The 23,980-nt window shown below is 38.9% G+C and carries 20 protein-coding genes and 1 pseudogene; 1 reads left to right on the top strand and 20 read right to left on the bottom strand.

What is annotated here, in order from left to right:
* Positions 1-7: 7 nt before the first annotated feature.
* The 14 genes and pseudogenes from O7776_RS04410 to O7776_RS04345 form a co-directional block, all read right to left on the bottom strand.
* On the bottom strand, positions 8-637 hold the full coding sequence (locus O7776_RS04410) for a thiamine diphosphokinase (protein WP_274309421.1): 630 nt from the start codon (positions 635-637) through the stop codon (positions 8-10).
* On the bottom strand, positions 634-1,299 hold the full coding sequence (gene rpe / locus O7776_RS04405) for a ribulose-phosphate 3-epimerase (RefSeq protein WP_241367940.1): 666 nt from the start codon (positions 1,297-1,299) through the stop codon (positions 634-636). The genes O7776_RS04410 and rpe overlap by 4 nt, the downstream gene beginning before the upstream one ends.
* 2 nt (positions 1,300-1,301) lie before the next feature.
* Entirely contained in the window at positions 1,302-2,183 is an 882-nt protein-coding gene (gene rsgA / locus O7776_RS04400; RefSeq protein ID WP_274309420.1) for a ribosome small subunit-dependent GTPase A, read from the bottom strand.
* A 14-nt stretch (positions 2,184-2,197) separates the two neighbouring features.
* On the bottom strand, positions 2,198-4,162 hold the full coding sequence (gene pknB, locus O7776_RS04395; protein ID WP_274309419.1) for a Stk1 family PASTA domain-containing Ser/Thr kinase: 1,965 nt from the start codon (positions 4,160-4,162) through the stop codon (positions 2,198-2,200).
* A gap of 3 nt (positions 4,163-4,165) precedes the next feature.
* On the bottom strand, positions 4,166-4,912 hold the full coding sequence (locus O7776_RS04390; protein WP_274309418.1) for a Stp1/IreP family PP2C-type Ser/Thr phosphatase: 747 nt from the start codon (positions 4,910-4,912) through the stop codon (positions 4,166-4,168).
* Positions 4,913-4,922: 10 nt separating this feature from the next.
* Entirely contained in the window at positions 4,923-6,071 is a 1,149-nt protein-coding gene (rlmN, locus tag O7776_RS04385; protein WP_274309417.1) for a dual-specificity RNA methyltransferase RlmN, read from the bottom strand.
* A gap of 4 nt (positions 6,072-6,075) precedes the next feature.
* Positions 6,076-7,437 (bottom strand): 16S rRNA (cytosine(967)-C(5))-methyltransferase RsmB, encoded by a 1,362-nt coding sequence (gene rsmB / locus O7776_RS04380; protein ID WP_274309416.1) that lies wholly within the window; start codon positions 7,435-7,437, stop codon positions 6,076-6,078.
* Complete coding sequence (gene fmt, locus O7776_RS04375) at positions 7,434-8,375, bottom strand: methionyl-tRNA formyltransferase (RefSeq protein ID WP_274309415.1); 942 nt, start codon at positions 8,373-8,375, stop codon at positions 7,434-7,436. The genes rsmB and fmt overlap by 4 nt, the downstream gene beginning before the upstream one ends.
* 3 nt (positions 8,376-8,378) lie before the next feature.
* On the bottom strand, positions 8,379-8,870 hold the full coding sequence (gene def / locus O7776_RS04370; protein ID WP_274309414.1) for a peptide deformylase: 492 nt from the start codon (positions 8,868-8,870) through the stop codon (positions 8,379-8,381).
* Positions 8,871-8,895: 25 nt separating this feature from the next.
* On the bottom strand, positions 8,896-11,304 hold the full coding sequence (gene priA, locus O7776_RS04365; RefSeq protein WP_274309413.1) for a primosomal protein N': 2,409 nt from the start codon (positions 11,302-11,304) through the stop codon (positions 8,896-8,898).
* Positions 11,305-11,318: 14 nt separating this feature from the next.
* Positions 11,319-11,864 (bottom strand): annotated as a pseudogene (coaBC, locus tag O7776_RS04360) (bifunctional phosphopantothenoylcysteine decarboxylase/phosphopantothenate--cysteine ligase CoaBC); the annotation flags it as partial.
* Positions 11,865-12,039: 175 nt separating this feature from the next.
* On the bottom strand, positions 12,040-12,264 hold the full coding sequence (gene rpoZ / locus O7776_RS04355; protein WP_241367931.1) for a DNA-directed RNA polymerase subunit omega: 225 nt from the start codon (positions 12,262-12,264) through the stop codon (positions 12,040-12,042).
* A gap of 5 nt (positions 12,265-12,269) precedes the next feature.
* Positions 12,270-12,887, bottom strand: coding sequence for a guanylate kinase (gene gmk / locus O7776_RS04350; protein ID WP_274309412.1), 618 nt, complete (start codon positions 12,885-12,887; stop codon positions 12,270-12,272).
* A 15-nt stretch (positions 12,888-12,902) separates the two neighbouring features.
* Complete coding sequence (locus O7776_RS04345) at positions 12,903-13,778, bottom strand: YicC/YloC family endoribonuclease (protein ID WP_274309411.1); 876 nt, start codon at positions 13,776-13,778, stop codon at positions 12,903-12,905.
* A 515-nt stretch (positions 13,779-14,293) separates the two neighbouring features.
* On the opposite strand from O7776_RS04345, the gene O7776_RS04340 reads away from it, so the two are divergent.
* Positions 14,294-15,976 carry an Rqc2 family fibronectin-binding protein gene (locus O7776_RS04340; protein ID WP_274310441.1) on the top strand — a complete coding sequence of 561 codons (1,683 nt, stop codon included), beginning with the start codon at positions 14,294-14,296 and terminating at the stop codon, positions 15,974-15,976.
* A gap of 45 nt (positions 15,977-16,021) precedes the next feature.
* Here O7776_RS04340 and O7776_RS04335 read toward each other — a convergent pair whose 3' ends face one another.
* From O7776_RS04335 to O7776_RS04310, 6 genes are all read right to left on the bottom strand, one after another.
* Complete coding sequence (locus tag O7776_RS04335; RefSeq protein ID WP_274309410.1) at positions 16,022-17,524, bottom strand: succinyl-CoA:acetate CoA-transferase ScpC; 1,503 nt, start codon at positions 17,522-17,524, stop codon at positions 16,022-16,024.
* Positions 17,525-17,974: 450 nt separating this feature from the next.
* Positions 17,975-19,807 (bottom strand): oligopeptide ABC transporter substrate-binding protein, encoded by a 1,833-nt coding sequence (locus tag O7776_RS04330; RefSeq protein ID WP_274309409.1) that lies wholly within the window; start codon positions 19,805-19,807, stop codon positions 17,975-17,977.
* A 20-nt stretch (positions 19,808-19,827) separates the two neighbouring features.
* Positions 19,828-20,739, bottom strand: a complete 912-nt coding sequence (locus O7776_RS04325; protein ID WP_274309408.1) for an ABC transporter permease — start codon at positions 20,737-20,739, stop codon at positions 19,828-19,830.
* 36 nt (positions 20,740-20,775) lie between these two features.
* Entirely contained in the window at positions 20,776-21,738 is a 963-nt protein-coding gene (gene opp4B, locus O7776_RS04320) for an oligopeptide ABC transporter permease (RefSeq protein WP_274309407.1), read from the bottom strand.
* A 1-nt stretch (position 21,739) separates the two neighbouring features.
* Positions 21,740-22,687: an ATP-binding cassette domain-containing protein gene (locus O7776_RS04315; RefSeq protein WP_274309406.1), complete on the bottom strand. Its 948-nt coding sequence runs from the start codon at positions 22,685-22,687 to the stop codon at positions 21,740-21,742.
* Positions 22,684-23,697, bottom strand: coding sequence for an ABC transporter ATP-binding protein (locus O7776_RS04310; RefSeq protein WP_274309405.1), 1,014 nt, complete (start codon positions 23,695-23,697; stop codon positions 22,684-22,686). Before O7776_RS04310 ends, O7776_RS04315 begins: the two co-directional genes overlap by 4 nt.
* Positions 23,698-23,980 lie beyond the last annotated feature (283 nt).

The raw sequence follows: 23,980 nt of genomic DNA, 5'->3' as shown, positions 1-23,980 counted from the left end.
ACTCCTCCTAGTCTCTACTCTTTATCATTAAACATATGCCGCCAAGAAAAGATATAGACCCTTCAGAAAGTATTTCGTTACTTGTAAAGCGCGTAGTTCCTTGTTTAATGACTTCATCCGTCGTTTCGTATTTGACACCACGTAACGTAACATTTACCAGCGTTTGACCATAGGCAAAAAACGATACATACGAATAATTTCCTTTTCGTATTACATGCTGCCCCGGCATTAAAAACTGAATTTCATTATAAGGATTGACGATTTTAATAACGATATTTGGATGTTGCTGCTGTAAATGGTAGACAGAACGTAATACAGCCTCATAATGATCTAGACGGCCGCCTGTAACACCTGTCAGCCAAATTTCTGTTGGAGCATAACCCAATGCCTTTTCAAGCGCTAAATCTGTATCTGTTTCATCCTTTTCAGCCTGAAATTGTTCAATATGCTGTACCGCTTTCGAAATTCGCGCAAATTCCTCGGCAGATACCGAATCAAAATCACCGACAATGGCATTAGGAACAATTGCCTCATCCACTAAATATATGGCCCCTCGATCGACACCAATCCATATATCAGGCTTTAAAGAAAAGGCGACCTCACTTAAGGGGCCGCCTGCGCAAATAGCTACAATCACTTAATTGCTGAAAGTCCTGCTTGTTTAATTTCTTGTAAAGCTTGTGCGCGATCTTCTTTTCCGTAAATTGCTGAGCCTGCTACGAAAATCGTTGCCCCCGCTTTCGCACAAGGTACGATTGTCTCAGCATTAATACCGCCATCAATTTCAATCTCGATATTTAAGCCGCGCTCTTTAACAATTTTCGACAATGCTTCTACTTTTGGTACAACCGACTCAATGAATTTCTGCCCGCCAAAACCTGGGTTAACCGTCATAAACAATACCATATCCACATCTTCTAACACATGTTGGATTGATTCAATCGGAGTATGTGGGTTTAACACAACACCTGGTTTCACGCCAAATGAGCGAATTAATTGAATCGTGCGGTGGAGGTGTCGGCACGCTTCCACATGAACAGTAATATAATCCGCGCCCGCTTTTGCGAACTGTTCAATATACTGGTCTGGGTTTTCAATCATTAAATGCACGTCCATTGGCAATGTAGAAAGTGGACGAATCGCCTCTAAAGCAATCGCTCCAAATGAAATATTCGGTACGAAATGGCCATCCATTACGTCGATATGAATCAGTTCTGCTCCTGCTGCTTCCACTTCTTTTACTTCTTGACCTAACTTTGCAAAATCTGCTGCTAAAATCGATGGTGCAATTTTAATCATGTTTAGTACCTCGGCTTTCGATCCATTATTTCTTGTAAAAATTGTTCATAATGTTCATAGCGATATGCACGGATTTCCCCAACTTCTACCGCTTGCTTTACTGCACACTTTGGCTCCTTCATATGTAAGCAACCACGGAATTTGCAGTCCTCACTCGTACGTAAAAATTCTGGTAGGCATGCGGTTAACTCTTCTTTTTCGATTGTATCAAAATCAAACGAACTAAAGCCCGGCGTATCCGCAAGTAACCCGCCACACACTTCAATTAGCTCTACATGACGTGTTGTATGCTTCCCACGTCCTAAGCTTTTTGAAATGATGCCTGTTTTTAAATCTAAATCCGGTAAAAGTGTATTCAGTAACGTAGACTTCCCTACGCCTGATTGACCTGCTAATACCGACGTTTTATCCTTTAAAATTGGCTCTAGCTTCTCCATTAACGTCTCATCATCTTTAAATGTTTCGATAATTTCATAGCCAATTTCTTTATAATCATTAATGTAGTGCTGTAAATTGGCACGCTCATCATTATTTAATAAATCCAGTTTAGTTAAAATGATGATCGGCTGTACACGGAATGACTCCAAGACCACTAAAAAACGGTCCAATAAAATCGTATTAAAATCAGGTTCTTTCGCTGAAAACACAAGCAATGCTTGATCAACATTGGCAATTGGTGGACGAACTAAAGAGTTATGACGCTCTAAAATTTTATCAATCGATCCATCCGATTCTCCGTCATACGAATATTCAACAAAATCACCAACGAGTGGAGATTCTCCGCGATTACGGAAAATCCCACGTGCGCGACATTGAATTAATTCGCCTTCTTTTTCAACATAATAATAACCACTTAATGCTTTTCGAATTTGGGCTTGCGCCATCCAATTCCTCCTTACTAATTCCTATTGAGGCTTTCATATGGAATTGTTTTACTTTCAATGACAATATTATCACGGACAACTTGATAAGCTGCCTTATCGCCCTCAACAATCGTTAGCTGTAATAAATAGGTCGTCGATTCCGTAATCGTTATCACTTCAATCGGTTCAACCATCGTACGTGTTTTATCTTGAACGAAAATTGAGACCGTTTGCTCTGCCCCTTCTTCTAAAGGCTCATACGGAATCTCAATCGTTTTCGTATAAAGCTGTTCTTTTTTCGCTGCTGGTCCCTTTGAAATGACGACTTCAATCGTACTTCCTACTGCCACTGATTTACCTGCTTTTGGCTTTTGTTCAATTACAAGACCTACTGGCACTGTATTTGAATACCTTTCCTCGACAACGTTGATATTAAAGCCAGATGTACGTGCATATTCTTTACGGTCTGCAGCACTAAAGTTATTTAAGCTAATGACCGTTTCCATTGCTTTTCCTTTACTTACTTTCAGAACAACATTCGTTTCTTCAGCGATAATTTCAGTCCCCGGTAATGGCGATTGCTCTACAATTTCACCTTCCAGTTCATCTGAGTGAACTTCTTCAAAGTTAAAACTTTTATAGCCATCGCTAACAGGTTCTACTTGCGCTCTTTGTTTACCAACAAAATCGGGCATTTCAGATGACAATTTACCGATACTGACAACTAAATCAATTTCAGTACCCTTTACTTTTTCAAGACCTGCTTGTGGTGTTGACTCAATAATATGGCCTTTCTCAACTTCTTCGTTATTAAGCTCTTCTTGCTCTCCAACAACGAAGCCAGCTTTTTCAATTTCAGCAATGGCTTCATCTAGTGGCATATTTGTAACATCCGGAACCGCGTATTTTTTCGGTGTTAATACAACCGCGGCAGCAATCCCTACTATTACTAACATTGCGATAATCCCTACAATTATCGGCCATTTTTTCTTTTGCTTCTGTTTTACTTCCGGCTTGCTTGGTGGCGTTGGCGTTTTTTCTTTCAACTCCGTTTGCTTCGTCACATCCATAGAAGGCTTTTGTATATGCGGCTGCTCTATTTTTGGATTTTTAATAACCGGAATGAGCTTCGTTGCATCATTATCAACAGGTGGTGCAAATTTTGGTTCGTTGACACGTTGTAATGATAAACACGTATCTAATTCTGCTTCCATTTCTTCAGCATTTGCATATCGATGGTTGGCATCTTTTGAAGTTGCCTTTAATACGATATTTTCAACACTTTGTGGAATTGTTGCATCGAATTCACGCACAGAGGGTGTTTCCGATTGTAGATGCTTTAAAGCAATCGATACTGCAGATTCTCCCGAAAACGGTAATTCACCTGTTAATAATTCGTATAACACAATACCTAGCGCATATATATCAGACTTCATCGTAGCAAGCCCACCACGTGCTTGCTCCGGTGATAAGTAATGAACCGTACCAATAACGGAGTTCGTTTGTGTATAGCTTGTTGCATTTAATGATGTTGCAATTCCAAAGTCCGTTATTTTTACGTTTCCAGCTTCGTCCATTAAAATGTTTTGCGGCTTAATATCGCGATGGATAATACCATGTTCATGTGCATGTGTCATAGCTGAAGTCAGTTGCTTCATAATGTGCACACTACGCGCAGATGATAAAGGCGAAAACTCTTGTATGTATTGTTTCAATGTTTTCCCTTTAATGTACTCCATGACGATATAATGCATATCTCCATCTTCACCAACATCATAAATACTTACAATATTTGGATGTGTCAAGCTTGTTGCAGACAATGCCTCACGTTGGAAACGACGATGCAATTCTTCTTCATTTGACAAGTCATATCGCAAAATTTTAATTGCTACATCACGATTTAAAATAATGTCATGTGCTAAATACACATTCGACATACCACCGCCGCCAATTAATTGCAAAATTTTATAACGGCCGCTAATATGTTTTCCTACTAGCATTGACTACACCTCCTGCTTTGTCGTCATTAAAATAAGGGAAATATTATCTTCTCCGCCACGATCATTGGCAAATTGAACAAACTTCCTACCTTTTTCTTGAATCGAAATGTCCATTTCTACTACTTCCACCATTTCTTCAGTTGTTAGCTTGTTGCTTAAACCATCTGAGCAAATGAGTAAATGTGAATCATCTGTTAAAGTTATTTCATAAAAATCAGGTTCAATAGAAACTTCTGTGCCTAATGCTTTTAAAATGAAGTTACGTTTCGGATGGATTTTCGCCTCTTCCTCACTAATTTCTCCATTTACCAATAAAATATTTACGTATGAATGGTCACTTGTTACTAACTCTACGGATTCATTTGTAAAATGATATACGCGACTATCGCCGACATGACTAATGATACATTGCTGTTGATCAATTAATACGGCAATCATTGTCGTCCCCATCCCTTGGCAATTTTCATGCGTTAAGGAATATTGATAAATTTGCTGATTAATATGTGAAACCGCATCACGCAACCATTCTAATTGCGCTTGTTTCGTAGCTAGTTGTGAACTTTCGACTAATTCGAAAAGCTGCTGCATTCCAGTAATCGTCATTTCACTCGCTACATCGCCTGCATTATGTCCACCCATGCCGTCTGCTAAAATCGCAAGCTTAAAACGATCGGGGCGCTCAAAAAACGCTGCCCGATCTTCATTAATTGTTCGTTTTAACCCAATATCACTTTCCACTGTAAAGTTCACTATCGTCCACCTACTTTGTTTCTTGTGATCGTTCCTGTGCACGTAACTGGCCACAAGCTGCTGCGATATCCGCACCTTGCTCACGACGAATTGTTACGTTAATCCCTTGATCCTTTAACGTTTTTTCAAATGCAAAGATTTTACTACGTGATGTACGCACATAATCGCGTTCTGGTACGTAGTTGATTGGAATTAAGTTGACGTGACATTTAACATTTTTAATTAATTTTGCTAACTCTAACGCCACTTCTTCTGTATCGTTTTCACCAGACATTAAACCGTATTCAAAGGTCACACGGCGGCCAGTTTTCTTTGTGTAGTATTTTACCGCTTCCATCAGCTCTTCTAATTTATATGCTTTGGCAATCGGCATTAATTTTTGACGTGCCTCTTGGTTTGGTGCGTGTAATGATACCGCAAAGTTAATTTGCATACCTTCATCAGCAAATTGATAAATTTTAGGTACAATTCCTGACGTTGATACCGTAATATGACGCGCACCGATATTTAAACCTTTGTCGTCGTTCATAATTTTTAAGAAATTCATCATCGCGTCATAGTTATCAAATGGCTCACCGATACCCATAATTACTATAGAAGAGACACGTTCATTCGTTTCATCAAGCTGTTGCTGTACTTTGACAACTTGCTCAACGATTTCCCCTGCCATTAAGTGACGTTTAAGCCCACCTAAAGTTGAGGCACAGAACGTACAACCGATACGGCAACCTACTTGTGTTGTAACACAAATGGAATTTCCGTAATCATGACGCATTAATACGGTTTCGATTGAATAGCCATCTTGTAATTGGAATAAAAACTTAATTGTTCCGTCTTTTGATTCCTGTTTAATAATTGTTGAAAGTGTTGTTAACGCAAACTGTGCTTCTAGCTTTTCACGTAAGCCTTTTGAAAGGTTTGACATTTCTTCAAACGTTTTAACACGTTTTTCATATAACCACTCATAAATTTGGCCCGCACGGAATGCTTTTTCACCATTCGCAGTTAACCATTCCTTCATTTCATCTAGACGTAATGAATAGATAGAAGGTTTTAATTGTGGCTTTTCTTTTTTCACACGGCGTACAGGTTGGTCTGCTGCTTCTTCGACTAAATCCTGAATTCGTTCATCAAATTGTTTTAACTGTTCTTGCTCCATTAGTTTAATTGGACGCTCCTTTTTTTACGAATGCAGCAACAAAAAATCCGTCACTGCCAATATCTTGAGGGAATACTTGTAGCATCCCGTCTTGTTGTTTCGCATCTAGTTGTGCTGGTAAATTTTCTAAAGACACTGCCTGCATATCAGGATGTGCCTGTAAGAAGGCTTGTACCGTACCTTCATTTTCGCGACGATCGACTGTACAAGTTGAGTACACTAATCGTCCACCGTCTTTTAAAAGTTGAACGGCATTATCTAAAATCGCTAATTGGATTGTTTGTAAACTTTCTAAATCCTCTTCGCGCTTCGTATATTTAATGTCTGGCTTACGGCGCATAACACCCAAGCCTGAGCATGGTGCATCGACTAAAATCGCATCATAGCCTTCCTTTTGTAAAAAGTTCGCCGCTTTTCGCCCATCAAGTGGTGCGGTTTCAACAATGTTTAACCCTAAGCGTGCCAGATTTTCTTCGATTAAATCTAGTTTCTTCGGATGTAAATCGGTCGCTAAAATCGAGCCTTCGTTGTTCATAATTTCCGCTAAATGCGTTGTTTTTCCACCTGGTGCTGCACACATATCAAGAACTTTCATACCTGGCTGTGGATTTAGCACTGTAGCTGGTAACATCGAGCTTTCATCTTGAATCGTAATTAAACCATTACGGAATGCACCTGTACGTGCTGCTTGACCACTTTCAATATATAAACACTGTGGCATAAATTCGCTACGACGTGCTTTAATGCCTTCACGCTCCAGCGTAGTTAATACTTGGTCTACCGTTGCTTTTGTTGTATTAACACGCACCGTTTGTAATGGTGCAATATTGTTTTCTAGTAGCATTTCACGTGTATGTTCATAGCCATAGCTTTCTACCCAACGATCAACTAACCATTGCGGATGGCTCGTTTCGATGGCTAAACGCTCATTGGCATTATCGATTAGATCTGTCGAACGCACACCTTCTCGTAAAATCGAACGTAAAATACCGTTGACCATTGACGCAATTCCTTTATGACCACGTCGTTTTGCGATTTCTACCGCTTCATTTACTGCGGCGTGTGCTGGAACACGTGTTAAATAATGCATTTGGTATAGTGACATGCGTAGTAACCAACGTACCCAAATATCCACTTTACCACGAATAAACGGCTCTAAATAATAATCAAGTGTATACTTATGTTGTAACGTTCCATACGTTAATTCTGTCAATAATCCACGGTCTTTGGCGTCAATTTTATATTTTTCAATCGTTTGGTGTAATAGTAAATTGCTGTACGCTTGGCTTTTATCGACCGTGAGTAGTATCGTTAATGCCGCATCACGTACATTTCCATCCCAAATGACTTGCTTTTTCTTACTCATTGAAAACGGTCCCCAATCTGTAATTTCGAGCCCGTACCACGTAAATATTCTTCTACTGTCATACGTTTTTTACCTGCTGGCTGTACATCGTATAATGCTAATGTTGAGCCGTCGCCTGTTGCTACTTCGAAATATTCTTTTGCAATTTTCACCACTTCACCCGGTATAGCATTTGCCTGAGTTTCGCCTGGCTTTGCCCACCAAATTTTGAAGTTTGCATCCTCGAATGTTGTATAAGCAACTGGCCATGGATGTAATCCGCGCACTTGATTATATAATGTGCGTGCATCTTTGTTCCAATCAATTAGCTCCTGCTCGCGACTAATATTACTTGCATATGTTACGGATGCCTCATCCTGAACCGTGCGCTCATTTGTACCATCAATAATTGACGGCAATGTGTCCTTTAATAACTCACGGCCAACATCACTTAATTTGTCGAACATACCACCTGTGTGGTCTGTATCTTCAATCGCAATGGCGCGCTGTGAAATAATGTCGCCAGCATCTAACTTTTCTGCCATATACATAATGGTTACACCTGTTTTTGTTTGACCATCGATAATCGCTTGGTGAATTGGTGCACCACCACGATAAGCCGGTAATAAAGAAGCATGTACATTTATGCAACCTAAGCGTGGTGCATCAAGTAATTCTTTCGGTAAAATTTGACCGAATGCCGCCGTTACTACCAAATCGGGATTTAACGCAAGTATTTGCTGTAATTCCTCCGAGCCTCGTAATTTTTCAGGCTGAATAACTGGTAAACCTAATGCTAACGCTTCTTCCTTTACTGGAGGTGGAGTTAACACTTTTTTACGTCCTACTGGGCGGTCAGGCTGTGTAACAACAGCTAATACATCATGACCTTCCTCATGCAGCATGCGTAAAATCGGCGCTGAGAACGCTGGAGTTCCCATGAAAACGATTTTTGTCATCAATTATTCCTCCTCAGCGTCAGCGTATAGCTCTTCTAACTCTTCTTCTGTTAATACACGTGTCATTTTAGAATCAAACAATACGCCATCTAAATGATCGATTTCATGTAAAATACAACGCGCTTCGAAATCTTCTGCTTCTAATTCGTAAATACGTCCTTCACGGTCAGCCGCTTCGATTTTCACATAAGTCGGGCGTTTTACCATTCCAAATAAATCAGGGAAGCTTAAACAACCCTCTACATCTTCTTCTTCTCCACGAGTTTCAATGACAACTGGGTTAATCATTTCTAAAATGTCTTCACCTAGCTCAACAATTGCAACGCGTAAGCTAACGTTAATTTGTGGTGCTGCAATACCAACGCCGTCATGCTCAACCATCGTTTCATATAAATCATCTAATAATTCAATGATTGCTTCATCAATTACTTCTACTTCTTTTGTTTGTGTGTTTAATACATCTGCCGGATTTTTAATAACTTCTTTAATTGCCATAACCTTTTACCTCTTTCTATATGCATTAGATCATCTGAGGATCTAAATCAACCGTTAACACAATGCCCTTTTTAATCCATTCTGAACGATACAACTTTATGAGCTGTAATAACGTAGGAATTAAATTAGGTTCTATTTTATATTTTATCAAACATTGATAACGATATCTATTTTGGAGACGAGCGATACTTGCTGTCGTTGGTCCAATGACTGAAACTTGAAACGATAAATTTGAGCGTAAATACTCAGCAACACGGCCCGCATACTCTGCTGCCATCACAACATCCTCATGCGAAACTTGCACAAGTGCTAAAAAGTAATACGGTGGATAGCCCGCCATATGACGCACTTGCATTTCTTGCTCATAAAACGGCGTGTACAGTTGTTCTTTTGATAATTCAATAGCATAATGCTCCGGCGTATACGTTTGAATAAATACTTCCCCAGGCTTTTCATGGCGCCCTGCACGTCCACTTACTTGCGTCATCAGTTGAAATGTCTTTTCTGCTGCACGATAATCAGGTAAATGCAAGCTTGTATCGGCACTTAACACACCAACTAATGTAATATTCGGAAAATCTAGTCCTTTAGCAATCATTTGGGTGCCAAGTAAAATGTCTGCCTCCCCACGTCCAAACGCATCGAGCATTTTTTCATGCGAGCCTTTTTGCTTAGTCGTATCTACGTCCATACGTAGTACTTGCGCCTGTGGAAAAAGCTTAAAAATTTCTTCCTCCACTTTTTGCGTACCTGTTCCAAAATAGCGAATGTTTTCACTTTGACATTCAGGGCATGTTTGTGGGATGTATTCCTCATGTCCACAATAATGACATTTTAGCTTTTCTTGATAGCGATGGTACGTTAGTGAAATATCGCAGTTTGGACATTGCACGCTCGTTCCACAATCTCGGCAAAGTATAAAAGAAGAATAGCCACGGCGGTTTAAAAACAATACTGTTTGCTCACCGCGTTCAAGTCTTTCCCTTAACGCTTCCGTTAACGGTTCCGAAAACATCGAACGATTGCCCGCTTGTAATTGCTCACGCATATCGACAATGTGAACAGTTGGTAATGCTTGTTTCTTCGCACGATTTTGCAGTGTTAATAGTGTATACACACCTTTTTTGGCACGTGCAAATGATTCTAATGCAGGTGTTGCACTCCCTAATATGACTGGACAATTGTAATAATTCCCGCGCCAAATCGCAACATCTCGAGCATGATAGCGAGGAGAATCTTCTTGTTTATATGTGGATTCATGCTCTTCATCTAAAATGATAAGCCCTAAATTTTTAAACGGTGCAAAAATCGCTGAACGAGCACCGACTACAACTTTTACTTTTCCTTGCTGTACTTTGCGCCATTCATCGTATTTTTCACCAACCGACAACCCACTATGCATTACTGCAACTTCATCACCAAATCGCGACTTAAAGCGCTCGGTCATTTGCGGTGTTAATGAAATTTCAGGCACAAGTACTATCGCTTCTTTACCTTCTGCAATTGCACGCTGAATCGCTTGTAAATAAATTTCGGTTTTCCCACTACCCGTAACCCCATGCAGTAAAAAGGTTTCTTGACGCACATCATCCATTGCCTGTTTAATATTCGACAATGCTTCGTGCTGCTCATCTGTTAATTGTAAAAAGTCTGAGTGAACAATCTCTTTCTTATATGGATCGCGATACACTTCTTCTTGAATATAAGTAGCTGCACCCTTTTCAATTACGCCCTTTAACACTGCAGTCGATACATTTACCGTTTCACAAATCACATTTGGCATTAAAATGGCGCCAGCATAAGGCTTCATCCATTCGATGAGCGCGAGTTGTTTCGCTGAACGCTTGCCGATTTGTTGTTGAATAATTTCTAACTGTTCAATGGCAGCAATTTGCACTTTACGTACTTGCTTTATTTGCCCTTTTTGCTTTACTTCGTTTTCAATCACGACAATTCCGTCATTTACCGCACGTTTTAAAGGCTTTAATAAATCAGCCTTTTCTAGTTGTGTAATATTTACCTTTGTTGTTTTTTCAAAATACAGCTGTAATTGTGGCACTAATTGTGTGACCTCACCTTGTAATAGCGCATATTTTTCATAATTCGCGCGTAACGCACCTGGTAGCATCACTTGTAAGGCATCAATTTCATAGCAAATTGTTTGATGCTTTAGCCATTTAGCTAGCTCAAGCATTTCAAGGGTTAAAATTGATTCAATGTCCAGCACTTGTGCTACTGCCTTCATTTTTTCAACAGGCACATCCGATTGCTCCGAAATACCGACAACAAAACCGAGCACATTTCGCGGTCCAAATGGTACTTTCACACGACAACCAATATCGATCAATTCTTCCCACTCTGTTGTAATAATGTAATCAAACGGACGATCTACCGGATAAGCCGATACATCGACAATGACTTGCGCAAACTTCATTGCCCATCACTTCGTTGCTCAGTAAAATGCTTCACAACAAGTGCAGTAATTTTTTCAGGCTCCTCTAAGCGCCCTTTTCCAATATAACCACATGCTAAAAACCCTTCAGACGGTTCGATAAAACGAATACCATCTTCATGCAGTTGTTGAATATTTCGTAATACTGCTGGATGCTCGTACATATGCACATTCATAGCAGGCGCCACCCAAACAGGTGCAGTTGTCGCAAGCAATGTCGTTGTTACCATATCATCTGCCATCCCGTGTGCCATTTTTGCAATCATATTGGCTGTCGCAGGTGCTACAATAATTAAATCCGCCCAATCGGCTAAATCAATATGTGCAATAACATTAGAGTCTTTTTCATCGAACGTATCAAAAAACACATCATTTTTTGACATCACTTGAAAGCTTAGCGGCGTCACGAATTTCCTGGCCGAAGCTGTCATAATCACCTTTACGTTCATTCCAGCCTGCGATAACTTACTAACGAGTGCCACTGCTTTATATACGGCAATGCCGCCTGAAACACACAATAATATATTGTTTTTTTTCATCATCATAACCGCCTTTTCAAAGGATAAGCTCCCTAAGAAAGATTCTAAGGGAGCTCCAACTCAACACATATTTTTACTGTAATTAATTATCAGCCGGCTTTGAACCCCACTTATAGAAGAAGGGGACTTCTGTACCTGTCACTTTACTTATGGTACAAAAGAAATTTGCTGAAACAAGTTAGATTTCGTCTTCGTAAACTGTTGAAGCGTCTTGCTGAACTTTGCGTAATTTGCCAGAAGCAACTTCTTCTAACGCTTTACCTACTGGCTTATACGAAACGTATTTGTCTAACTGTTCGCCGCCTTCTTCTTGCATTTGACGTGCACGTTTTGATGCTAAGCTCACTAAAGAGTACTTAGAATCGATTTGTTTTTTTAATTTATCTACTGATGGGTATAACATTGTTTTTATTCTCCTCTCAACATTGACAAGTAGCGTTTTTCTACACGTTCACGACGGCAGTGTTCCGCTACTATGATTGCATTTATTTTATCACATGCATTCTGAACTTGGTCATTTTCGACAACATAATCGTAAAGTGACATCATTTCAACTTCTTCACGAGCAGTTGCAATACGTTGTGCGATTACGTCTTCTGTTTCTGTGCCGCGACCAACTAAACGTTGCTCTAGCTCGGTAATGCTTGGTGGTGCTAAAAAAATAAACAACGCATCTGGCGCCTTTTCACGAATTTGAGCTGCTCCTTGCACTTCGATTTCTAAAAATACATCACGGCCAGCATCTAATGTTTCTTGAACATAAGCAAGCGGCGTACCATAGTAGTTTCCTACAAATTGTGCGTGCTCTAGCAAGCCTCCCTGTTTAATTAGCGCCTCAAATTCCTCACGTGTTCTAAAGAAATAGTCTACACCATCTACTTCACCTTCGCGAGGATTACGCGTTGTCATCGAAATCGAATATTCGTAATTTGTGTCAGGCTGAGAAAAGAGCTCTTTTCGAACTGTTCCCTTACCAACGCCTGATGGACCAGATAGAACAATTAATAATCCACGGTGTTTATTCATATGTAACTCCTTTTGTTATTCAATATTTTGAACTTGTTCTCGCATTTTTTCTAAAATTGTTTTTGCTTGCACTACTGCCGCAGAACAAATCGTCGACTGATTTTTTGAACCAATGGTGTTAATTTCACGATTCATTTCTTGCATGATGAAGTCTAATTTACGACCAATTGCATTTTGCTCAGTTAATGTCTCTACTAATTGACCAAAATGACTCTCTAGACGATCCAGTTCTTCGGTAATATCAATACGCTCCGCAAAAATCGCCACTTCTGTTAATAAGCGATCTTCTATTACTTGTCCACTTGCAATATCTTGTAAACGATTCACTAAACGTTCACGATACTTGTCAACAGCCACTGGTGCATGCGTCCGAATTTGTGCAATTTCTGTTTCAAGCTCAGCTTTATATTGCAGCATAACTTGCTGTAATTGCCCGCCCTCACGCTCACGCATCGCAAGTAAATTGGCAATAGCTTCTGTTAATGCTATGTGCACTGCTTCTAAAATTTGCGTTTGTTCAAGTTCCATTTTTTCAATTTGTAGCACTTGCTCAAGACTGACGATTTCTTGCATTGTCCATTTTTCTTCCATTACAACGGACTGTGCAAGCTCCTCTTTTGCTCGTAAAAATGCATTAAGTAGCGGCCAATTTATTTGAATTGTCTGCTCGGCATCCTTTAGTTCTTTAAGAAAAATGATAACATCTATTTTCCCACGAGAAACTGCATCCGACAACATTTTTTTTGCAAGAACTTCTGCTTCCATCCATTCTCTTGGAAACTTTGTGTTCAATTCTAAAAAACGATGATTCACAGCACGAATTTCAACCGTAAGTTGAAATTTTTTCGTTGTTGTGACCCCCCTGCCGAAACCGGTCATACTACGTACCAAGGTTCGTCACATCCTTCTTTGCATATTGAAACAATTATAGCATATGTTCTACCACTTTTCGTTACCGATTTATATATCATCCTCATAACGAGCATTTTCCAAAACAAAATTTAGAAAATAGTGCATTACTCTAATATAGTCCGTTCTGCTACGTTACGGGGGACGCTTTTCTGGGGGCGTGGCTACAACTAACTCAATTGTGCCTTACGGTGGCACAATTGAGTGGATTTTCCGCACACGCTTAATCCCCTAGAAGTCGCCCCCTTCACTTCGCGCCACTCTATTATTAAAATGAAATTGGTTTCTATTACAAAGATTTTGAAAAAAGTGTGCTGAATTGAATCTTGTTACTGAATCAAAGTAAAATTAGCTAAAGAATGGTTTTGTTTTGACACAATAAAACTAGTCAATTTTAATGTTATAATATCCGATTGTACTACTAACTACAGCATTATCGTTAAAAAATGGTATGATAAATGCACAATGAATTTATGGAAACGAAAGAGGAATATACAATGGCATTTGACGGATTATTTACCCGTTCGATGAGCAAAGAATTACAAACGCTCACATCTGGACGCATTACTAAAATTTATCAACCAAACGCGCTTGAAGTAGTTTTACAAATACGCGCTGCCGGTGCAAACACAAAACTTTTATTTTCGATTCATCCTTCGTATTCCCGCGTACATACGACACAACAATCAATCGAAAACCCAGCAGACCCACCAATGTTCTGTATGCTGCTACGCAAGCATATAGAGGGAGGGTTTATTTCAGACATTACACAGCAAGGCTTCGAACGTGTCATTACATTTGATATCGACAGCAAAAACGAAATTGGTGATTCGGTAAAACGTAAACTTGTAATCGAAATTATGGGGCGCCATAGTAATTTACTATTAATCGATGCCGAGAATAATAAAATTATCGATAGTTTAAAGCACTTACCTCCATCCGTAAATAGCTATCGTACAGTGTTACCTGGCCAGACTTACATCGAGCCACCAAAGCAAGATAAATTATCTCTGACAAGTTTATCCGATGAAGAACTAAAACAAACATTCGCACAAAATCTAGTAGCAAAAGAGCTGATTGAAAAATTCGCTGGCTTTTCACCATTGCATGCCAATGAATTATTACATCGTTTAACAATGAAAGAGCCCGTGACAGCTACGCGCCAATTTATGAACGAAATTGTAACAACCGCTTGTCCAACATACGTGGAGCAAGACGGGAAAAGTTATTTCTCGCCAACAAATTTAACACATCTAAATGGTACAGAAACACAGTATGATACACTTGGCGAGCTGTTAGACCGTGTCTTTTTCGCACGTGCAGAGCGCGATCGCGTAAAGCAACAAGCGGGCGATTTAGAACGCTGGTTACAAAATGAATTGAACAAACTAAAACTGAAACAAAAAAAGCTACAAAAAGATTTAGAACGTGCACAAAATTTAGAGCAATTCCAACTGTACGGAGAACTATTAATGGCTAACCTGTACAATTTTGCAAAAGGCGCGGAATATGTAGACGTTGAAAATTACTACAGTGAAACCGCCGAAAAAGTACGTATTCCCATTAGCCCGCGCAAAACGCCGATTGAAAACGCGCAAAGCTATTACACAAAATACAATAAAGCAAAAACAGCGCTTGTCATGATTGAAGAGCAACAGGAAAAAACAACAGATGACATTTACTATTTAGAAATGTTAGCCCAGCAAGTACAACAAGCATCCCCTGCAGATATTGAAGAAATTCGTGAAGAACTAGCAGAGCAAGGGCTACTGCGTTTACGCCATGCGAAACGCAAAAAGAAACCGACAAAACCCGAGCCAGAGAAATTCATTTCTTCTACAGGTACACTTATTTCTGTCGGTAAAAATAATAAGCAAAATGATTATTTAACATTCAAAATTGGCAAGCGTAACGAAATTTGGTTACACACAAAAGATATCCCTGGCTCACACGTTGTCATCCATTCAGAACATCCAGATGAGACAACATTAAAAGAAGCGGCAATGTTAAGTGCGTACTTCAGTAAGGCTCGTGAATCGGCCTCTGTACCAGTAGACTATACAGAAATTCGACATGTGAAAAAGCCTAATGGTTCGAAACCTGGCTTTGTCATTTATTTCGAGCAAAAAACACTCTTCGTCACACCGGATGAAGCCGTTGTTATGCAGCTAAAAAAATAAACACTAAAAGCGCACTCTAGTAGGTTTTTAGAGTGCGCTTTTATATTATTGCTTCATCGTTTTATTTTTTTGGTAACTCACATGCCAAGACAACGCTTTTTCTAAATCATGTGGTGTATGTGCGTTACCTGTTTTTTCAACTGCACCGTTGTAATAATCCCACATTGCCTCTTTAAAGTCAGGATGTACGCAGTTTTCAATAATCGCTTTTACACGCTCTTTTGGCGCCATTCCGCGTAAATCGGCAATACCTTGCTCTGTTGCAATTACATCAACATCATGCTCCGTATGGTCATGGTGCGCAACCATTGGCACGATTGACGAAATGTCTCCACCTTTCGCATATGATTTCGTTACGAAAATTCCTAAGCGTGCATTACGCGTAAAGTCTCCTGAACCACCTAAACCGTTCATCATATGTGTCCCGTTTACATGTGTTGAGTTCACGTTTCCGTAAATATCTGCCTCAAGCGCTGTATTAATTGCAATAATTCCGATTCGACGGATTACTTCGGGATGGTTGGAAATTTCTTGCGGACGCAATACTAATCGATCCTTGTACTGTCCGATATCGCCATATACTTTATTGCCACATTCTTCGCTTAACGTAATTGACGTACCTGAAGCTATTTTTACTTTGTTCGCATCAAGTAAATTGAATACCGCATCTTGTAAAACTTCTGAATAAATTTCTAGCTCATCAAATTCAGAATTTAAAAAGCCATTTAATACCGCATTCGCTACCGAACCAACTCCTGATTGTAATGGCAATAAGTTTTTCGGTAAGCGCCCTGCAGTAATTTCATCACGTAAAAACGTTAATAAGTGCTGCGCAATTTGCTCTGTTTCTTCGTCAGGCTGCACAATTAATGACGGTGCATCCTTAATCGTTGAATGGACAATACCTTTAATTTTACTAATATCTACTGGGATTCCAGTTGTACCGATACGATCACTTGCTGTTAGTAGTGGAATCGGATCACGGTCGCCCTGTGGTCCTGGTAAATAAATATCATGAATACCTTCTAGATTTGGCTGTTCTGGATTTAATTCAATAATAATTTCCTTCGCCATTTGTATAATAATTGGTGAATTTCCGATTGATGTTGTCGGAATAATCATACCATCCTCTGTAATTGCAGTTGCTTCAATAATTGCAAAGTCAATTGGTCCGATAATCCCTTGGCGAATTAACTCTGCGTTATGTGATAAGTGCATATCTGAATATAAAACTTGTCCTGTATTAATCAGTTTACGAATTGCTGGGTCCCCTTGATATGGTGCACGTTTACGAATGATACCTGCTTCAGCCATTAATTGATCCACTTCAGGACCTAATGATGCGCCTGTGTAAATATCGATTTGGAATTTTTCATTTTTCGCTCGTTCAACTAGCGCTAATGGTACTGTTTTTGCATCCCCTGCGCGTGTAAAGCCACTCATACCAACAACCATACCATCTTGAATCCATGAAGCTGCTGTTTCAGCAGATACGACTTTACCCTCAAGTGCGCTGTGACGAATTCTTGCATTTAAAGTTGCATCCATTTCTTTTCCTCCTCTTTTTTATTCCCTTTGTAGTGTCAGCTCCGAAATTAGAGCAACGTCGCTAAAACAAAAATAATTATATGTATCCATCATTTTTGCCGACATATTAAATTTCTACATAAAATAGAAAAATCCTCCCTAAAATACCAAATTCCGTATAATAGCCTTTCGAGAAAATATTTAATTTTCGTGTTAATAAAAGGTTTGCACACATTAAATCGTTTGATTAAACTGATGTATAACCTACATATTTCGAGTTTTAAATTGATTAAGCAAAATCTTTTTTGTACCATAAGTAAAGCGACAGGTACAGAAGACCCCTACTTCTATAAGTGAGGGATAATCCACTAAAATGGAACAAGTTAACGATGTAAATCATTTTCTGAATAAGCCCTTTTATATTAAAAAAACCACCTAGGATAATCCCTAGGCGGTTTCTTAATTGACCAATTATTTAATTGGCTCTTCTGCTGTTAACTCAACTTCATGCCATTGCGTAAGGTTAGCGTACGAAGAGTCAAAGTTTTTAACACGCTTGTTGACTGGTAAGATTTCTGTACGGAAGTATGTTGGAACTGTTGTAGCTTGTTCGAACATATACTCTTCCCATGCACGGAATGCATCCGCACGTACAGCTGGATCAATCGCCTCTTTAGAGTCGATAGCAACTAATAAACTTTCTAATTCAGGTGTTACATAGCGGCTGTAGTTGAATGCAGATGCTTCACCATATAAGCCAAGTGGAGATGGGTTTGTACCAGTACCCCAAGCAGCCATGAACATATCGATTTCAGCATCGTCAGCTTTTACTTTATCATAGAAGCTGTTGAACTCAATTAAACGACCAGTTGTTAACTGTACATCTAAACCTACATCTTTCCAGTTTTGACGGTAGTATTCTACGATTGCTTCGTCAGTATCTGAACCAGACATACCCGCCATGCGGATTGCAAATTTCTCACCTTTAGCGTCTTCACGAATTCCATCGCCATCAACGTCTTTATAGCCAGCTTCATCTAATAAAGCTTTTGCTTTTTCTGGATCATAGTTGTATCCAGTTAACGTATTGTCATGGAATGTAGAGAATGCTGGTGGAATTAAAGAAGTTGCACGAGAACGTAAGCCTTGGTAGAAGCGCTCAGTTACCGATTCAACGTCCATAGCATAAGCGATTGCTTGACGTAATTGCTTATTATTCATTTTTGCATTTTCGTCCGTTACGTTTTTGTTAGCAGTTGAATCCCATTTACCTAGTTTGAATCCTAAGTAAGAGTATGCTAATTCAGGACGAGCTAAAATTGAAATATTTTCTAAATCTTTAATACCGTCATACTGAGTTGTTGCGTAAGAAGATACCATATCATATTGACCTGTACGTAATGCTTCACCAATTGAAGTAGAAGGCACTACTTGTAATACAATTTTATCTAATTTCGGAGCGCCTTGCCAGTAGTGTTCATTTGCAACATACTGTACAGACTCACCGTCTACTAATTTATCAAGTTTGAATGGTCCTAAAGTTACAGGAGATTTACGAACCGCTTCAGAAGAAACTAAATCCTTAACAGGAATATCTTTCAATTGGTGTTTAGGTGCTGCATAGCCCCATAAACCGTCACCACCAGAATAGATTGCTGGAGACACTTTTGTCATAGAGATTTCTACAGTTTTATCATCGATTTTTTTGATACCAGAAATTGTATCTGCTGTACCTGCTTTATATTCAGCAGCACCGATGATGTTTTGGAAGTCGCCGTCATAACGGATACCCGTATAATCAGGGTGACCAATGATTTCATAAGAATAAATGATATCATCAGCAGTTAATGGCGTACCATCTGACCACTTAACATCATGTTGGATTGTTACTGTAACTTTGTTGTTATCAGCATCAACGCCTAATTTCGCGATACCTTTATCTGTGATTAAGAAGTCACCATCAGTATCGAAAATTGAGTTCGTCATGAAATCCATTACATCTGCATCATATGCATTTTCATATAGTTCCCAAGACATAATACCTGAGAATGGAGAATCTGATACTAAAGCGAATTTTAATGTACCGCCATCGATAGCGTCCCCTTCGTGTTCAACACTCATTGGTAATGTTGGCGTCTCTGCAGTAGAAGCACCTTCATCTTTTGGTTTTTCTTCAGTAGTTGGTTCAGTGCTGTCTCCTGCTGGTTTTTCAGTCGATGTTTCTTTGTCGTCACCATTACATGCAGCAAGTGCTAAAGCAGATGCAAATACAGTTGTAAGCATTAAGCCTTTCTTTTTCATCATTCGTTTTTTCCTCCCTTTTTTTATCCTAAACGTTGTTTTGCGTCAGCTGCGCGTCGTAACGCTTGACCGACATAATTTATACCAAGCATCATCACTAATATTAAGATCGATGCAGGTAACCATACCCACCATTTACTCGATAATATAATCGGGTTCATGGCATAACTTACTAAAGTTCCTAAACTTGGTGTTGACGGTGGTAAACCGAAACCTAAGAATGAAAGACCCGTTTCAATCCCTACGTTACCCGCGAAGCTAAGTGTAACTTCCACGATTAATAGAGAACTTAAGTTTGGTAATAGCCCTTTAAACATAATCGCGAAATCACTTGTACCCATTGTTTTAGAGGCACTAATATAGTCGCGACGTGCTTCCGAAAGCGCTTTTGAACGCACAAGTCGAGCCGTCCCCATCCATTGAAATGCTGCGATAATCAGGATTAAATCCAAAATTCCATATGATGGAATGATTGTTACAACTACGATGATGATCATTGTAGTTGGTAAAGTGATGAAGAAATCAATAATACGCATAAAGAAATTATCGATAAATCCACCGTAGTAACCCATGATAATACCAAGAGCAATACCTACAAAGTTTGCTATAATTGTAATGGCCACTGCAATTAATATAGAGTTTTTTGCACCAATGATTAACTGACCGAACATATCTCGTCCAGCCTCATCAGCTCCCAGAACATAGCCACGAACACCCGGTTCAGTGAAGCGCTCTAATAATTGAATTTTCATTACAGCCGCTTGATCGATAACAACCGATAATACTAATACTGCCACCATTAATAGTATGATGAATATTAATGAGCCTAGTGCTAATTTATCTTTTTTAAACTCTCGCAGAATAACTTGAATTCCCGTTGGCGGAGAGCTTTGAGATTCTAATTTTGCTACTGTTTGTTCATTTTTGTTTTCCATGATTAAAATCACCTCTCCTTAGTCATTATTAATTGATTAGTCTATGCGAATACGCGGATCGACAATACTTAAAATAATATCGGATAATAGACTACCTAATAATGCTAAGAAGCCATATAACATTACTAATGCTGTAATAACACTATAGTCACGACCAGAAATTGATTCGATAAATAATTTACCCATTCCAGGATATGCGAATACTGTTTCAATAAAGATTGATCCACCAAGTAATCCTGTAATTGTAAATCCTAAAAAAGCTGCAATCGGTAATAATGAGTTACGGAAGATGTGACGTGAATACACTTTCTTCATTGGAATCCCTTTACTACGCGCTGTTTTTACGTAATCCATCGTTTTCGCATCGATAATTTCAGTACGTAAATATTGAATAACACCTGTCGTACCTAATAATGCGTAAGTTCCAGCCGGCAATATTAAATGATAGAATTTATTCCAATAATATTCCCAGGTTCCTGCATCTAGCCCAATATCAACCGTTCCATTTGTTGGGAACCACATTAAACGATAACCAAAAACATAAACAAAGATTAATGATAATACGAACGTTGGAATCGCATATGAGATAAAGCTGTATAGTACGATTGTTTTATCTAAGAACGATTCTTGGTAACGTCCTGCTAATACGCCAAGTGGAATTGCTAATGCATATAAGAAAATCACACTAAGCAAAGATAGTAAAAACGTATTCATCGCACGGTCACCGATAATATCTGCAACCGGCTTTTTAAATGTATAAGACTGACCGAAGTCACCTTGTGCTGCGTTTGTAATCCAGTTGTAGTATTGTATATACCACGGATCATAGAAACCTGCTTTAATTCGTAATTCTTCAATTACGTTCGGGTCAGTTTCCGGTGTAATTAAACCTGTAAATGGATCCCCAGGCATTTGCTTCGCTAATATGAAGATTAGGAGGCTTAAAATAAATAGCTGCGGAATCATAATTAACGTACGTCGAACGATTGTTTTCCACATACTAAGCACGCTCCTTTTCGTCTTCAGACATGGCTGCTTTATGCGTGTCTGAAACTGTTTTTAAAGGATATACTTTTCCATCCTTATCATAATATTTATGCTGTTCTTCACGATATGCTGCCTCGACACGTTGGCGCTCTAACTTACGTTCATTACGTGTTTCTGGTTCAATATCAGGAATTGCAGATAATAGACGGTTTGTATAGATGTGTTGTGGATTCGTGTAAATATCTTCACGTTTACCCGTTTCTACAAATCGGCCTTTGTACATAATCGAGATGTGGTCACACATGTGACGAACAACCCCTAAATCGTGTGAGATGAATAAATAACTAATTCCATATTGCTCTTGAATATCCTTCATAAAGTTTAAAACCTGCGCTTGAACGGATAAATCAAGTGCTGAAACTGGCTCATCGGCAATGATCATTTTTGGGTTACATGCTACAGCACGCGCAATCCCTAAACGTTGCTTTTGACCACCAGAGAATTCATGTGGATATTTTAATAATACGTCTTCTGACATTCCGACAATCGCAAGTAGTTCATTGATGCGTTTACGTTCTTCTTGCGGCGTCAATTTCATAAAGTTACGAATTGGCTCTGCTAAAATATCTAGTACACGTTTACGAGGATTCATACTAGAATGCGAGTCTTGGAAAATCATTTGGATATCACGGTTATAAGCTGAATCACGTTTACGGCGAGAGTTTGTTACATCTTCCCCTTCATAAACGATGTTACCTGATGTAATTTTTTCCAAACCGATAATCGCTTTACCTGTTGTTGATTTACCAGAACCAGACTCCCCTACTAAACCATAAGTTTTGCCTCGTTCAAAATCCATTGTTACACCATCAACAGCGTATACATGGTCAACTACTGTATTGAAAAATCCCCCTCGAATAGGATAGTGAACTTTTAAATCTTTAACTTGCATGAAACTCATAGATTTATGCTCCCTTCCTCGTCTTCAAAGTGGAACTCTTTCCAGCAAGTGCAGCGTACAAGATGCCCTGGTGCAATTTCGTGAAGCTGTGGGCTTGCTTCGTGTGCTGATGCAGGAATCCACGGGATACGTGGTGAGAAACGACAGCCTTCACGATCCAATTTCATTAACGAAGGAACCATGCCTTGAATGACTTCTAATTTCTCATTCTCGCTATGTGTTTGTGGTATTGAATTTAATAATGATCTTGTATAAGGGTGCTTCGGATTTCTGAATAATTCAACTACTGGTGCTTCTTCGATTACTTGACCAGCATACATTACAGCTACTCGGTCAGCTACTTCAGCAACTACCCCTAAGTCATGTGTAATTAATATAATGCCTGATTGGATTTCATCTTGAAGCGATTTTAATAAGTCTAAAATTTGCGCTTGAATCGTTACGTCAAGTGCCGTTGTTGGCTCATCGGCAATGATGATCGCTGGCTTACCTGATAAAGCAATCGCAATCATTACACGCTGACGCATACCACCTGATAACTGGTGAGGGAATTGACGAGCAACGCGTTCTACATGTGGAATACCTACTTGATTTAATAACTCTAGCACGCGTTTCTCACGATCTTTTTTGGCTAATTTTGTATGGTAAATTAACCCTTCCTCAATTTGCTCACCAATGCGCATTAATGGGTTTAATGCTGACAATGGATCTTGGAAAATGAAACCGATATCATTTCCACGTAGTTTGTTAAATTGATCTTCTGTTAAATTTACTAAATTTTGATTGTTGTAAAGGATTTCACCTTCAACTTTTGTTGAAATGGAATTATGTAGACCAACAATCGACGTTGCTAAAGTACTTTTCCCGCAACCTGATTCTCCTACAATAGCCAAAATCTCATTTTTACGAAGCGTTAATGAAACATTGTCTACTGCTGGATAGTAAGTATCTTTAATTCTGAAGCTTGTACGTAAATTACGGATTTCTAATAAATCGTTCGTCGTAGACACTAAATAATCGCTCCTTTCTTTAATCACACAACCGGCTCTACTAATCTCAGTCTATTTGTTAAACTTTTCTAAAGCTCAAGCTCTAATTTGTGAATAATATGTAAATTATTACATTACATTTTAAATTATCCATAAATTTTTTTTAATGTCAATTATTAAACTTTCTAACTATTCTAATTTAACATTTTTCTTTTAATAATAGCAAACTATTCTTTAAAGTTTAAATTTTCCGATAATTTAGCGTAAAAAATAGTCTTATATTATTATTTTCTTACAGATAATA

Origin of the sequence: Solibacillus daqui, assembly GCF_028747805.1 — a bacterium.
Taxonomy (GTDB): Bacteria; Bacillota; Bacilli; order Bacillales_A; family Planococcaceae; genus Solibacillus; species Solibacillus daqui.
This window is presented reverse-complemented; position numbering and strand designations above follow the sequence as displayed.

Excerpts from the sequence above, each read along its gene's own strand:
- priA (WP_274309413.1), bottom strand. The coding sequence starts at position 11,304 with ATGAAGTTTGCGCAAGTCATTGTCGATGTATCGGCTTATCCGGTAGAT.
- rpe (WP_241367940.1), bottom strand. The coding sequence starts at position 1,299 with ATGATTAAAATTGCACCATCGATTTTAGCAGCAGATTTTGCAAAGTTA.
- O7776_RS04335 (WP_274309410.1), bottom strand. The coding sequence starts at position 17,524 with ATGGATGCAACTTTAAATGCAAGAATTCGTCACAGCGCACTTGAGGGT.
- gmk (WP_274309412.1), bottom strand. The coding sequence starts at position 12,887 with ATGAATAAACACCGTGGATTATTAATTGTTCTATCTGGTCCATCAGGC.
- O7776_RS04315 (WP_274309406.1), bottom strand. The coding sequence starts at position 22,687 with ATGAGTTTCATGCAAGTTAAAGATTTAAAAGTTCACTATCCTATTCGA.
- pknB (WP_274309419.1), bottom strand. The coding sequence starts at position 4,162 with ATGCTAGTAGGAAAACATATTAGCGGCCGTTATAAAATTTTGCAATTA.
- O7776_RS04330 (WP_274309409.1), bottom strand. The coding sequence starts at position 19,807 with ATGATGAAAAAGAAAGGCTTAATGCTTACAACTGTATTTGCATCTGCT.
- rlmN (WP_274309417.1), bottom strand. The coding sequence starts at position 6,071 with ATGGAGCAAGAACAGTTAAAACAATTTGATGAACGAATTCAGGATTTA.
- O7776_RS04325 (WP_274309408.1), bottom strand. The coding sequence starts at position 20,739 with ATGGAAAACAAAAATGAACAAACAGTAGCAAAATTAGAATCTCAAAGC.
- O7776_RS04340 (WP_274310441.1), top strand. The coding sequence starts at position 14,294 with ATGGCATTTGACGGATTATTTACCCGTTCGATGAGCAAAGAATTACAA.
- def (WP_274309414.1), bottom strand. The coding sequence starts at position 8,870 with ATGGCAATTAAAGAAGTTATTAAAAATCCGGCAGATGTATTAAACACA.
- opp4B (WP_274309407.1), bottom strand. The coding sequence starts at position 21,738 with ATGTGGAAAACAATCGTTCGACGTACGTTAATTATGATTCCGCAGCTA.
- rpoZ (WP_241367931.1), bottom strand. The coding sequence starts at position 12,264 with ATGTTATACCCATCAGTAGATAAATTAAAAAAACAAATCGATTCTAAG.
- rsmB (WP_274309416.1), bottom strand. The coding sequence starts at position 7,437 with ATGAGTAAGAAAAAGCAAGTCATTTGGGATGGAAATGTACGTGATGCG.
- fmt (WP_274309415.1), bottom strand. The coding sequence starts at position 8,375 with ATGACAAAAATCGTTTTCATGGGAACTCCAGCGTTCTCAGCGCCGATT.
- rsgA (WP_274309420.1), bottom strand. The coding sequence starts at position 2,183 with ATGGCGCAAGCCCAAATTCGAAAAGCATTAAGTGGTTATTATTATGTT.